The organism is Mycobacterium appelbergii (assembly GCF_032883035.1).
Classification (GTDB): Bacteria; Actinomycetota; Actinomycetes; order Mycobacteriales; family Mycobacteriaceae; genus Mycobacterium; species Mycobacterium appelbergii.
The window spans coordinates 505,313-518,050 of record NZ_JAMQTH010000003.1 but is presented as its reverse complement, the minus strand read 5'-3'; the positions used below and the strand labels follow the sequence as shown (position 1 = coordinate 518,050).

14 protein-coding genes are annotated in these 12,738 nt (G+C 64.9%); 2 read left to right on the top strand and 12 right to left on the bottom strand.

Annotation, left to right across the window (positions count from 1 at the left end; translation table 11 throughout):
• Positions 1 to 47: 47 nt before the first annotated feature.
• Positions 48 to 668, top strand: a complete 621-nt coding sequence (locus M1247_RS09845; RefSeq protein WP_317156087.1) for a TetR/AcrR family transcriptional regulator — start codon at positions 48 to 50, stop codon at positions 666 to 668.
• 4 nt (positions 669 to 672) lie between these two features.
• Here M1247_RS09845 and M1247_RS09840 read toward each other — a convergent pair whose 3' ends face one another.
• The 9 genes from M1247_RS09840 to M1247_RS09800 form a co-directional block, all read right to left on the bottom strand.
• A complete protein-coding gene (locus tag M1247_RS09840) occupies positions 673 to 2,079 on the bottom strand; it encodes an acyl-CoA synthetase (protein ID WP_317156086.1) in 1,407 nt (468 codons plus the stop codon).
• Between the two features lie 23 nt (positions 2,080 to 2,102).
• On the bottom strand, positions 2,103 to 3,452 hold the full coding sequence (locus M1247_RS09835) for an SLC13 family permease (RefSeq protein ID WP_317156085.1): 1,350 nt from the start codon (positions 3,450 to 3,452) through the stop codon (positions 2,103 to 2,105).
• Between the two features lie 60 nt (positions 3,453 to 3,512).
• Complete coding sequence (locus tag M1247_RS09830; protein WP_317156084.1) at positions 3,513 to 4,307, bottom strand: enoyl-CoA hydratase-related protein; 795 nt, start codon at positions 4,305 to 4,307, stop codon at positions 3,513 to 3,515.
• Complete coding sequence (locus tag M1247_RS09825) at positions 4,300 to 5,586, bottom strand: CaiB/BaiF CoA transferase family protein (protein WP_317156083.1); 1,287 nt, start codon at positions 5,584 to 5,586, stop codon at positions 4,300 to 4,302. The genes M1247_RS09830 and M1247_RS09825 overlap by 8 nt, the downstream gene beginning before the upstream one ends.
• A gap of 4 nt (positions 5,587 to 5,590) precedes the next feature.
• On the bottom strand, positions 5,591 to 6,808 hold the full coding sequence (locus M1247_RS09820) for an acetyl-CoA C-acetyltransferase (RefSeq protein WP_317156082.1): 1,218 nt from the start codon (positions 6,806 to 6,808) through the stop codon (positions 5,591 to 5,593).
• Positions 6,809 to 6,836: 28 nt separating this feature from the next.
• Complete coding sequence (locus M1247_RS09815; RefSeq protein ID WP_317156081.1) at positions 6,837 to 7,583, bottom strand: SDR family oxidoreductase; 747 nt, start codon at positions 7,581 to 7,583, stop codon at positions 6,837 to 6,839.
• Positions 7,580 to 8,026, bottom strand: coding sequence for a MaoC family dehydratase (locus M1247_RS09810; protein WP_317156080.1), 447 nt, complete (start codon positions 8,024 to 8,026; stop codon positions 7,580 to 7,582). The genes M1247_RS09815 and M1247_RS09810 overlap by 4 nt, the downstream gene beginning before the upstream one ends.
• A gap of 55 nt (positions 8,027 to 8,081) precedes the next feature.
• Positions 8,082 to 8,504 (bottom strand): acyl-CoA thioesterase, encoded by a 423-nt coding sequence (locus M1247_RS09805; protein ID WP_317156191.1) that lies wholly within the window; start codon positions 8,502 to 8,504, stop codon positions 8,082 to 8,084.
• Between the two features lie 259 nt (positions 8,505 to 8,763).
• Positions 8,764 to 9,384, bottom strand: coding sequence for a class I SAM-dependent methyltransferase (locus tag M1247_RS09800; RefSeq protein ID WP_317156079.1), 621 nt, complete (start codon positions 9,382 to 9,384; stop codon positions 8,764 to 8,766).
• Between the two features lie 45 nt (positions 9,385 to 9,429).
• Between M1247_RS09800 and M1247_RS09795 the strand changes: the two genes are divergently transcribed.
• Positions 9,430 to 9,873, top strand: coding sequence for a MerR family transcriptional regulator (locus M1247_RS09795; RefSeq protein ID WP_317156078.1), 444 nt, complete (start codon positions 9,430 to 9,432; stop codon positions 9,871 to 9,873).
• 9 nt (positions 9,874 to 9,882) lie between these two features.
• Here the strand turns inward: M1247_RS09795 and M1247_RS09790 are convergent, their stop codons facing one another.
• The 3 genes from M1247_RS09790 to M1247_RS09780 are packed head-to-tail and all read right to left on the bottom strand — an operon-like array spanning position 9,883 to position 12,650.
• On the bottom strand, positions 9,883 to 10,704 hold the full coding sequence (locus tag M1247_RS09790; protein ID WP_317156077.1) for an ABC transporter ATP-binding protein: 822 nt from the start codon (positions 10,702 to 10,704) through the stop codon (positions 9,883 to 9,885).
• A gap of 14 nt (positions 10,705 to 10,718) precedes the next feature.
• The gene (locus tag M1247_RS09785; RefSeq protein ID WP_317156076.1) at positions 10,719 to 11,744 is read right to left on the bottom strand and encodes an ABC transporter substrate-binding protein; all 1,026 of its coding nucleotides are present in this window, start codon (positions 11,742 to 11,744) and stop codon (positions 10,719 to 10,721) included.
• 27 nt (positions 11,745 to 11,771) lie between these two features.
• Positions 11,772 to 12,650, bottom strand: a complete 879-nt coding sequence (locus M1247_RS09780; protein WP_317156075.1) for an ABC transporter permease — start codon at positions 12,648 to 12,650, stop codon at positions 11,772 to 11,774.
• Between the last annotated feature and the right edge of the window lie 88 nt (positions 12,651 to 12,738).

Here is a 12,738-nt window from a genome sequence, read left to right as displayed (position 1 = left end):
GTTTGTATACTGACCGAGCGAGATAAAACCAACGGGCCGGGGGATTCATGCCGAAGATCGTCGACCATGACAAGCGTCGCGCTGATCTCGCCGACGCGGTTCTGCGGGTGATCTCGACTCGGGGCGATACGGCAGCGGTCACGAACAAGGATGTCGCCAAGGAGGCAGGCTGCTCGACCGGCCTGTTGGCGCATTACTTCAGCAATCAGCACGAACTGTTGATCGCCGCGCTGCGCCGGGCGGCGCATCTGCAGGGAAAGGTGCTCAAGAAGCTGGATTCTGAGCCGGCCGACACCGAACTGGAGCGGCTGCAGAGAGTTCTGGAGAGCATCCTGCCGCTGGACGCCGAACGGGTGGCGCTGAATCGCATCTTCCTCTATTTCTATGCTGAGGCTGTCGCGGACGACGTGACACGACGTGAGGTTGCGGGCTACCTGGCGAATTGGCGCCGCACTGTCCGCGGGATGGTGGTGGCGGCGCAGAACGAGGGGTCGCTGCCGGAGATCGATCCCGATCAACTCGCCGTGCACCTGGTCGGACTGTCCGACGGAGTAGCCCTGCACGCCATGCTCGATCCAGAGGTGTTGGGCTTGGTCAGCCTCGACCCGGGTCTGGTGCCCAGATGGCTCGCTGCCACTTGGCAACTGAACAAGGCGGCCAGTGCCTGAGCTGCTACTGCGCCCCCTCCAGTAGCAGCTTCTTCTGCACCTTGCCCATGGAGTTGCGCGGCAGGGCCTCCACGACCCGGATTTCGCGGGGGCGCTTGTGAACGGAAAGCACCTGGGCGACATGGTCACTGATGGCCTCACCGCCGCTGATGTCGCCGACGAGGTAGGCGACAATACGCTGGCCGAGATCCTCGTCGGGAACACCGACGACCGCCGCTTCGCGGATTCCGGGGAACGACAAGAGTGCGTGCTCGACTTCGCCTGCACCGATGCGGTACCCACCGGATTTGATCATGTCGACGGATGCGCGCCCCACGATTCGGTGATAACCGGTGGATTCGATGACTGCGATGTCGCCGGTACGGAACCATCCGTCCTCGGTCATCGCCGACCGGGTCTTGAGCGGCGCGTTCAGGTACCCGTCGAACAGAGTCGGTCCGGCGATCTCCAACTCGCCCAGCGTCTTTCCGTCCCAGCCGGCCAACTCACCCGATTCTGCGCGGATTCTGGTCTGTACGCCGTGGATCGGCTCACCGACCCAGCCGGGCCTGCGGTCACCATCGTGTCGGGTGCTCACGGTGATCAGAGTTTCAGTCATGCCGTACCGCTCGACGGGCGCCGACCCGGTGAGCGCGGTGAGGTCCTCGAACGTCGGCACCGGCAACGGTGCACTGCCGGACACGAGCAAGCGTGCGCGGCTGAGTTGGCGCGCTGCAGCCGGATCGGCGCACACACGGGACCAGACGGTGGGAACGCCGAAGTACAGCGAGCCCTGCGCGGCGGCATATGCCTGCGGTTTGGGGCGGACCGTGTGGATGAGCGGCGAGCCGAATCGCAGTGCCCCGATCACACCGAGGACCAACCCGTGCACGTGAAACAGCGGAAGGCCGTGAACGAGAGTGTCGTCCTCGCTCCACTGCCACGCGTCGGCCAGACCGTCGAGGCTGCCCGCAAGTGCTCGTCGTGACAGCACCGCACCTTTCGGTCGACCCGTCGTGCCGGACGTGTAGATGATCAGCGCCGGCCGTGCGGGGTCGGCCTCGGGATAGGAGGTGGCTGAGCGCGCACCGAGCTCCACCCGGACCGCCGGAAGTGAGATGGCCGGCGCACCATCACCGATCCACAGCTGTGCTCCCGAATCTGTCACGATGTGGGCCAGTTCTGTGTGGCCGGAATCCGGAGGGACCGGTACTGCCGCGACATCGGCCAGCAGACACGCCACGACCGCCACGATGGTGGAGAGCTCGGGCTCGGCGTCGATCGCTACCACCTCGGCGCCGGCGATCCGATCGGCCAACGCCGTCGCGCATCCCACGAGATCCTCACGGGACAACGTGGCGTCGCCGACGCTCACCGCCGCGGTGTCGGAGTCGGTCGTGCCGGTGAGGGAGCGAAGCAGGGGAGAAGTCATGTGCGTGCTTTCTGTCGAACGGCTCAGAAGTATCCGGGCAGGAGGAGCAATCCGCACGTGACGAGCGGGCCGATGATCGCCATGGACAACCCCCAGCGCAACAGCATCTTGAACACCCGCGTGTGTTCCTCTGGCGGGCTGCTCGCCACCATGACCGCGCCGGATGTCGAGAACGGTGAGGCATCGACAAGTGTCGCCGAGACCCCGATCGCGATGATCAGGCCGGCTGCGGACACATTGCCGGTGGCCACCATCGGGAGGGCAAGGGGGATCAGCGCCGGGAAGAGTGCGGTCGTCGACGCGAACGCCGATATCACTGCGGCAATGAAACATACGGTCAGTGCGGCGGCCAGCGCCGACGGAATGTTCACCGCGACGTCGCCGAGACTGTCCACAGCGCCCATCCGCTGCAGGATCCCGACATAGGTGACGACGCCGCCAACGAGCAGGATTGTGGACCAGTCGATATCGGCGATGGCCGGACGGGACTCCTTCGGAAACAGGAGTGCAATGACGACTGCAAGAGAAAGCGCGACGGCACCGATGTTCACCTCGTAGCCGAACAGCGGTACCAGGATGACCACTGCCACCAGAAGCGACAGCGCCACCATGGTGACGCGCTGAACGGCGGTCGCACGGGTGCCGCTCGGCGCGGTATAGCCGACCCTGGTTTGGACAGCGACTGGGGCACTGCCGGATTCGTCGGTGTCCTGGGGCGCAATATCCGGGGGCGCCGAAGCGGCGGCGGTCGAGACCGGTGTGTGGTCAGGGTCGGTCGTGCGGTGACGGCGGAACAGGAACTGGGCGCCGAGTTGTAGTCCGATCACCACCGCCAGGACGAAGGCAAACTGGCCGAAGGGATTGAGTTCAACGCCTGCCATCTCCCCGATGCTCACCGAAAGCAGGCCGTAGAGGCTGGTGGGTGCGAAACAACCAGCGAGGGAACCGTTGATCGCCCCCAGGCCCATGACGACCGGGTCGCGCCCGTTCTGCTCTGCGAGCAGCATCGCGATGGGGATGACGATCATCGCCGCAAGGGGGTTGCCCAACGCGGCGATGGCCAACGCGATGGCGAACATGACCCAGGGCAACAGTGCCTTTCGGTCACCCGTTCGGCGCACGGCCCAATCCACGAGCCGGTCCAGGGTTCCGTTGACCCGTGCGATCGCCACGAGATAGGTGATCCCCAGCAGCAGGAGCATGAGGTCTACGGGGAAGCCTCCCATGACTTCCTTGGCCGACTCCGCGCCAAGGGTCAAGCCGACCCCGAGCGCCACCGCCAAGGCCAGGGCGCCGATGTGAACGCCGCGCAGAGTTCCGATTGCCAGGGTGAGAAGCAGTATCCCGATGGAGATCAGCTGGACGGTGGTCATGACGGTACCTCTCGGTGGCTCTTGGGATTCGAGTAGTGGGTCATAGTGGGCACGGTGGGGTTACCGGCCGAGCCATCGCGCCGGGCGTTTCTCGAAAAAAGCAGCGGCTGCTTCGCGCGCATCCTGGGACAGGTAGCTCTGCACCACCAGATCCTCGTTAGTCGCGTCGGGCTCGCGCATCCGCGCAAAGGTGAGCTTGGTGTTCGAAAGGGTCAGGGGCGCCAGCTCGGCCATTTCCGCCGAGACGGTGCGGGCCAGTTCTCGTAAGCCGGCGTGAGAATCGGCCGATCCGCTGAGGGCGCCGGTCTGCATGAGCTCGGCGTAGTCGAACAACTTGGCGCGCATGATCATCGTCTTGGTCGCGGGAATGCCAACCAAGTCGGTCATCCGCGAGAGGTTTCGAATTGTCAGGCAGTTTCCCACTGTTCGCGCGATGGGGAAACCGAACCGGACATCGGGACCGGCTAGCAGGACATCGCAACATGAGGCGATCAGCGCCCCTTGTCCGATGACCGGCCCATCCAGCACCGCAACCGCCGGCACTCTCAATCCCTCTATCGCGGCGAGGGTGTGTTCAGCATGGTCCTCGAGGTCACGCACGTCTTGCGCGGAATCCAGGGCCGAGAAGGTCCCGATGTCGGCGCCCGCCATGAAGGACGGCCGGGAACCGGTGGCCCCGGAAAACGTCACGACCCGGATGCTCGTGTCGGAGTTCGCGAGCGCGCAGGCACGGACCAGCGCCTCCTCCATCTCCGGAGTCGCAGCGTTGAGCCGTTCCGGGCGATTGAACGTGACGTTGAGTACCGCGCCGTCTTGCGCGGTCAGTAGATGCTGTGTCGACGGGCCGTCAGTCATTGCGCGCGCTGCCCGATACCGCGATGACCCCTTCGGCGGACAGTTCGGCAATGTCTGCCTGGCTGTAGCCGAGTTCGTCCAACGCCTCCGCGGTGTTCTGCCCCAGCACAGGCCCGGCGCTGTGGCGTACCGCTGGTGTCTTCGACAACCGCATCGGCGAACCGACCTGAAGGACCCGCTCACCGTTGGAATGCTCGGATTCCCAGAAGAAGTCGCGGGCCAGCAGGTGCTCGTCGGCGAACACCTGGCTGTAGTCGTTGATAGGGGCAGCGGGGACACCTGCCTCGTCCAGGAGCTGCAGCCAATGGGCCCGGGTGTTGCCCAGCGTTCGTGCCTCGATCAACTCGATCAATGCGGCACGATTGTCCATCCGGGCGGTGTTGGTCGCGAAGCGCTCGTCGTCGAGCATCCATTCGAACTCGAACGCCGCGCAGAATGCCAACCAAGTTTTCGGGGTGGCGGCGCCAATGGTGAACCAGCCGTCGGCTGCCCTGATCGCCTGGTAGGGGGCAGCGGTCTGATGGGCGGATCCGCGTCGCATCGGTATCTCACCGGATGCGTTGTACCGAGCGAACTCCCAAATCGCGTACGACACCCCCGACTCGAACAGAGAGACGTCGATGCGCTGACCTTCACCGGTCTGATGCCGATGATTCACCGCGGCGAGTACCGCGATCGCGCCGTACATCGCACACCCGATGTCGCAGACGGGTACCCCCACTTTGACCGGGTCACCGTCGGGAGTGCCCGTGACACTCATCAGCCCTGACCGGGCCTGCGCCATGATGTCGAGTCCGGCATTGGCCGCCAGCGGTCCATCCTGGCCCCAGCCGGATGCGGACAGGTAGATCAAGCCGGGATTGTGCTCCGAGAGTGTGTCGTAATCGAGTCTGAGCCGTTTCATCGCGCCGGGGCGGATGTTCTCGACGATGACGTCCGCAGTGCGGGCAAGCGACAGGAAGATCTCCCGTCCGCGTTCGGATTTCAGGTCGAGTGCGATGGAACGTTTGTTGCGGTTGAGCGTGACGAATGCTGAACTTTCGCCGACGGCTTCATTCATCGGTGCGAACCCGCGCACCACGTCTCCCTCGCGCGGGTCTTCGATTTTGGTGACGGTCGCGCCGAGGTCGGCCAACAGGGTGCCGCAGTACGGGCCGGCAATGTAGTTGCCGACTTCTAGGACCTTCAGTCCCTGCAGTGCGCTTGCGTTGGGCTGCATGTTCATCTCCAGTAGTTCTTTTGTGTTCTGGTGCGTCAGGCTGGTATTGGTCTTCCGCATGCGATCAGTCGAGTCGCTCGACGACCATTGCCATGCCTTGCCCACCGCCGACGCACATCGTTTCGACCCCGAACTGCGCGTCGTGGGTCTGCAGATTGTTGATCAGTGTTGCCGTGATCCGCGCGCCTGTCATGCCGAACGGATGTCCGAGCGCGATGGCACCGCCGGAGACGTTCAGCTTGTCCTCATCGATCTTCAGTTCCCTGGCGCTCGCCAGCACCTGAACGGCGAAAGCCTCGTTGATCTCGAAGAGATCGATATCGGCCACCGTCATCCCGGCCCGCGCCAGTGCCCTCCTGGTGGACTCGATCGGACCCAGTCCCATGATCTCCGGGGACAATCCAGAGACGCCGGTGGACACGATGCGGGCCAGTGGAGTGAGGCCGAGGTCTCTGGCCTTGATGTCGGACATCACCACCAACGCCGCGGCGCCGTCGTTGAGCGGACACGCATTTCCGGCAGTCACCGTCCCGTCAGGCCGGAATACCGGCTTGAGACGGCTGACCGCCTCGTATGTGGTGCCGTGCCGGGGCGAGTCGTCATTGCGCACAACTGATCCGTCCGGAAGAGTCACCGGACTGATCTCGCGATCGAAGAAGCCTTGTGCCGCAGCCGATTCGGCACGGTTCTGGGAACGAACGGCCCACAGGTCCTGGTCGTCGCGGCTGATCCCGGTGAGCTGGGCGACGTTTTCGGCGGTCTGCCCCATGTCGATGTACGGGTCGGGAAGGTCGCCGGTCTCGCGTGGGTCGGTCCACGGCTCGCCGCCCTCGGCGCGCCTGGCGGTTCGTGCCTGCGCGGTGTCGAAAACCGGATTCTGGGTATCGGGCAGCGAATCTGACTCACCTTTGAAGTACCGGGAAACGGTCTCGACTCCGGCGGAGATGAACACCTCACCGTCACCTGCGGCGATGGCGTGCATGGCCATCCGCGTCGTCTGCAGCGACGATGCGCAGTAGCGGGTAATCGTGGTCCCGGGCAGAAAGTCGTACCCCAGCGCGATCGCGACGTTGCGGCCGATATTGAATCCTTGCTCTCCGCCCGGGTTTCCGCAGCCCAGCATCAGGTCGTCGATGTCGTGTGGATCCAGTGCAGGGATTTTGTCCAGGGCAGCCTTGACGATCTGCGCGGTGAGGTCGTCGGGCCGCATATCCTTGAGCGACCCTTTCACCGCGCGACCGATCGGTGACCGGGTGGCGGAAACGATGACGGCATCAGGCATTGTGAAATCCTCGTGTCGGATGGACGGTTTACAGGTGCTGCTCGCCACCATTGACGTCGAGAAGCGCAGCAGTGATATAGGAAGCGGCGTCGGACAATAGGAACGCGATCGCCGACGCGATCTCCGCCGGTTCACCCAGGCGTCCCAGCGCGATGGATTCCATCCATTGCTGCCTGACGCGGTCGGGCACGTCACCGATCATCGGGGTGTTGATGGCACCCGGTGCAACGGCATTGCAGCGGATGCCGTACTTCGCCTGCTCAGCGGCGACCGCCTTGGTGAGTCCGACGATTCCGGCCTTGGCCGCGGAGTAGTTTGTCTGGCCGAAAGCCCCGTGCCGGTTCGACGACGAGATGTTGACGATAGCGCCGCCGCCGCCTGCCCTCATCGTCGGAATGACCGATTTGCAGCCGAGCCAGGCACCTCTGAGGTGGACGTCGACCACGGCATCGAACTGGGCTTCGGTCATGGACAGCATCGACTTGTCGCGCGTGATGCCCGCGTTGTTGACCAGTCCGTGAATCGTGCCGAAGCTCGAGACCTGCTCACAGAGAGCAGCCCAGGAGTCGGCGAGGGTCACGTCGTGCTCCACCGGGTAGGCCGAGCCGTCCCTCATGTCGTTGAGTTCCGCGGCCAGCGTCTTGACACTTGCATGGTCGGTGTCGGCCAGGACCACGCGTCGGCCGTCGGTGTGCAGTCGCTGCGCGGTGGCCCTGCCGATCCCTGACCCTGCCCCGGTCACGATGTAGACGGGGTTGTTCTGCGACGACGTCACGCGTGCCCTCTTCCCACGAGATAGACGTCGGTGCCGTGTTGCACAGTGGTGCCGTCCTGATTGCTCACCTGGACGTCGAACGTGGCGATTCCCGACTCCGGACGCGACGAACTGGAACGTAGGTCGGCGACGGTCTGGATGACCTTCACGGTGTCGCCGGGGTACGTCGGTGCGACCATTCTGCGCTGGGTTTCCAAGTAGGCGTGGATGTCGAGTTCGTCCAGGTCGGGGGTGGCGAGACCACTCGAGATGGACAAGATGAGCAGTCCGTGTGCGATACGCCCCGAGAATCCGGTGTTCTCGCGGACCCACATCTCGTCAGTGTGAAGCGGATTGAAATCACCCGAGATACCAGCGAAAGCGACGATGTCGCTCTCGGTGATCGTTCGGCCTCGAGATGTGTACTTGGTGCCGATCTCGAGTTCGTCAAAGAACAGCGGCATGAATTGCTTTCTGATCGGTTTGTCTCCGGAAGGTTCGGACACGGAATGTGCAGGGTCAGCTCTGCGAGTGCGAAGTCGAAATGCACTGGCGCTCAGCAGATGTCATCGGACGCGGGGATCGAGATGCTCGATCCCAGAAGACGATCGTGGCTTTTGCCTCGGCGATGTGGGCCCCGCTGGCCTGGGACCGGACCTGCTCGTCGAGTGTCAGGCTGGTGTTGCCGACCCGGTTGACGGAGAAGGTCACCGCTACCGCGTCATCTTCCTTGCGCAGTTCGCGGCGATAGTCGAGTTCGATTCGGGCGACGACGTAGGAGTCGGGCACCTCCGAACGGAGTACCTGCGAAATCCATTGTGTCCGTGCTTCGTCCAGCAATGTCAACAGTGTCGCGTGATAGACGTGCCCCTGGTGGTCCAGGTCCCTCCAGCGTAGTGGGACGACGCAGTGGGAGCGGGGCTGTCCGGTGTCGGCCTGGATGTCGGCCTCCCTTCAGTATTTTGACTGGCCAATATGCAAAAACTAGCCGGAGTGGCCGAAGGTGTCAACCGTCACACTGATCTCAAGGTGGCCGGTGCGCCGTCAAGTGGCTTCGACGACAGCGGAATATGTTGGGAAAGCAGACTTCTGGAGCCATCAGACGACGGTGAAAATTGGACATCCTCTGCGCGAGCGTGCGGAAAATACCGGTGCCGCACGGCGTGGCGGGCCACCGAGCCGCACACTCGGCGAGGGGTGGTTACCGGCGCGCGCCGGTAACCACCCACACGGCTTGGCGGCCGTTCCCGCTCGGGGTCACGGCCACCTTGTCAAAACCCGCGCTGCGGCACAGGGCGGCAAAGGACTCGGCTTGCTGCTGGATCCAGCCGTGGCTGGCCAGCCCGGTGGCGCCGGGTGGGGACTGACGCTCGACGGCGATCAGCAGCCCGCCGGCGCTCAGCACGCGGTGTGCCTCGGCAACCGCTTTGTCGACGTCCTTCCAGTGGTGCACCGTCGCCAGCGCCCACACCACCGTCGCGGTCCGGTCGGCGACCGGCAGATCTTCCGCGGTGCCTTCACTCCAGGTGATGCCGGCACGCTTGGGGGTGAGGGCGCGGGCCAGGCGAAGCAGTGCGGTGGACGGGTCTACGCCGGTCACCCGCGCGCCGCGGCCTGCTGCTCTCCGGGCGGCGGTGCCGGGCCCGCAGCCGACGTCCACGACGTGATCACCGGCCGAGACGTCGGCCAGTTCCACCGCCAACTTGGCCTTGGCCCGTCCGGCGAGCAGGAACACCAGGCCGCACAGGATAGCTGTCGGCCCGGCGAAGCCGGGATGGTCGGCGTGATGGTTGACCGCAAGTGGAGACGACGAATCGCTCATAGGTAGACCTTGCCGGTTCAACCCGGGTTGAAGTCAAATGTGGGCATGGACGTGATCTCGATCGGTGAGGCGGCCGCGCGGCTGCAGATGAGTCCTTCTGCTTTGCGGTACTACGACGAGCGTGGGCTGGTGTCCCCGACGATGCGTCGAGCCGGGCGGCGGATGTACGGCCCCGAGGAACTGCGCCGCCTCGCGCTGCTCAAGATCATCCACCGGCTGGGCCTGCCGTTGGATACCGCCGCGGCCGTACTCGACGCGCCGAGCGACCAGTGGCGCCAGACCGTCCGCGAGCAGATCGACGAGCTTGATCGCGTCATCGCACAGGCGCAGGGGGCGCAGCTGTTCCTCGTTCACGCCCTGCGCTGCCCGGCCGAGCATCCCGCTCGTGACTGCGCCATGATGATCGGCGCGCTGGATCGGCTGGTCGACGGGATGAGCGTCGAGGAGCTCGCCGTCGATCAGACCGGAACCGGCTGGCTCACCGACTGAGCGGCGCCGTCAGTCGGCGGCGGTGGAGCTGCCCAGCAGGTCTCGGACGCGGTTGGCCACCCGGATGAACTCCGGGCGCTCCATGGTTTCGGCGTAATCGCGTTCGGCGGGAAGGTCGACATCGAGCGTCTCGACGATCCGGCCCGGCCTGGGACTCATCACCACCACCCGGTTGGCCAGATAGACGGCCTCGGCGACGGAGTGCGTCACCAGCACGACGGTGGTTCCGGTTTCGCGCCAGATCCGGTGCAGTTCAACGTTCATCTTCTCGCGCGTCAGCGCATCCAGCGCGCCGAAGGGTTCGTCCATCAGCAGTACATCGGGTTCGTGCAGAAGCGCGCGACACAATGAAACCCGTTGCTGCATACCGCCGGAAAGCTCATGGGGGAGTGCGTTCTCGAATCCGCTCAGACCCGTCATCTCGATCAGATAGTCGCAGCGTCGCGCGGCGGCCTGTCGGGGCATGCCCCGCATCTCGGCTTGCAGCAGGATGTTCTTACGCACCGAGCGCCATTCCAGCAATGCCGCGCGCTGGAACACGTAGCCGATCTCCCGCTGCGGGCCCCGAACCCGGTTGCCGCGCAGACGTACGTCACCCGATGTCGCATCGGTCAAGCCGGCGACGACCTTGAGCAGCGTCGACTTGCCGCACCCGGACGGCCCCGCGATCGACACGAATTCGCCGTCGGAGACCCGCAGGTCGATGTTCTCCAGCGCGGTCACGGTCGCACGTTTGGAAACGAACGTGACGGTCAGGTTCTCGATCGCGATGGTATCGGAGGCTTCGTCGGTCACGGCGGTCCTCGGTGCAGAGATGGTGGCAGTGGTCATGTCCTCTGGCCTTCCTACGGCTGGGGCTTCGGGGCGAATGACGAATCCCAGTACTCGCCTGGAGCTTTCGCGGATTTCAGCAGCCCGGCGTCGGTCAGTGTGGTGATCGTGGTGGTCCAGTCCTCCTCGGCGTTGGTGCCGGGAGCCTGGTTGGCAGTCGCGGGGGTGGACAGCAAGGGGATGGTCTGCTGCCACTGTTCGAGCAGGACCTCGCGCGGTGGCAGCTGCGGATCCTTGCCCGCCATCGCGTCGACCGCGGCGTCCGGGTTGGCGGCTGCGGCTGCGAACGCCTCACTGGTCGCGTCCACCATCGACTGCACCAGTTCGGGGTTGTCAGCGATCGTGGCGGTGTTGGCGATCAGCCCGTTGCTGTAGAAGTTCAGGCCGGCATCGGAATAGCGCAGGTAGCGCACCTCGCGCCCGCTCTTGTTCGCCACGGTCGGGCCCTGGTCGTGCGCGAAACCGATCAGGCCGTCGACGCGGCCGGACAGCATGGCGGCCATCTTGCCTGCGGCATCGAGGCTCTGCTGGGTCACCTGGTCGGCGGGCACCCCGACCTTGTCGAGATAGATGGGGAACGTGGTGGTGGGGGCATCGCCCGCCGATACCGCGATGGTGCGCCCGGCCAGATCCTTCGGTTCATTGATGCCGGAGTCGGCGAACACCTGCACCGAGGAGGGCGTGGTCTGCAGGAACACTCCCGTGCTCCTGACTTGGACGCCCTTGTCGATATTGCTCAGCACCGCCGGGGTGTCGGCCCACCCGAAATCGACCTGTTGGGACCCGACCGCCTGCGTGGTCTTCGTGGAGCCCTGGCCCGCGTCGATGGTCAGGTCGATGCCGTGCTTGGCGAAAATGCCCTCGGACACTCCGTAATAGAACGGGGCGTGCTCACCGTAGGGGTACCAGTTCAGCATCAGGGTGGTAGGCGTACCGGAACCGTCAGCGGCGGGCGACTTTTCGTCGCCGCCACCCCCGCAGCCGGCCAGTGCCAGCATCGCGGCGGTACCGGCGATCAGCACGCGTCGAGAGAATGTCATTGCTCGTGGCTCCTAGCGGTCGATGAGTCAGGCGGAGGTTGCGGACTTGGTGATACGACGCGACGAATGCCACGGGATGAGCAGTTTCTCGGCGATTTCGATGATCGCGAACAACACGATGCCCAGAACGGACATGATGATCAGCGCCGCGAACAACATTGCGGTGTCGACATTCCCGTTGGCCTGGAGGATGACATAGCCGAGTCCCTCGTTGGCGCCGACGAACTCGCCGACCACTGCGCCGGTGACGGCGAGGGTGGCCGCCACCTTGAGCCCGGACATCAGCTGCGGCAGGGACGCCGGGAACCGGATCTTCATGAACGTCTTGAACCGGCTGGCGCCCATGGTGGAGGTCAACTCCAGGATCTCGGGGTCCACCGACCGCAGGCCGGCAAGACCGGAGATGACGATCGGGAAGAACGCCATCAGCACCGCGATCAGGATCTTGGGGGACGGGCCGAACCCCAGCCACACGATGAACAGCGGTGCGATCGCGATTTTGGGAACCACCTGGGCGAACAGGATCAGGGGGTACACGGTCTTCTCGAGGCTCGCCGAGTAGACCATCATCACCGCCACGAATTCGCCGACCACCGCGGCGATGAGGAAGCCGATCACCGTCTCCCAGGTGGTCACCCAGGTGTTCTCGGCCAGGTAGGCCGCGTTCTCCTGCGCGGTGCGCCAGGTGTCACCTGGCGACGGCAGGATGTAGGGCGCGACGAGTTCCGTTGCGGTGACCGCCCACCAGGCGACGAGGAGTGCGGCGACGAGCACCAACGGGCGCCACAGGCTCGCCGCCGTGCGGCGAGCGGAAAAGGTCGGCCCCCTGAACCGGGTAGGTCGTGGCGAGCCCGACCCCGAGGTGGGAGCCCCGGGGCGCGGGCCGGCCGAAGCGGTTACCGCCATGGAGAGTCCTAGATGTTCGCAGTGGCACGGGCCCGTGGGCCCGATTGGGAATGCGCTTTCCGAAGCGTCCCGACCCTAACGTGACCCA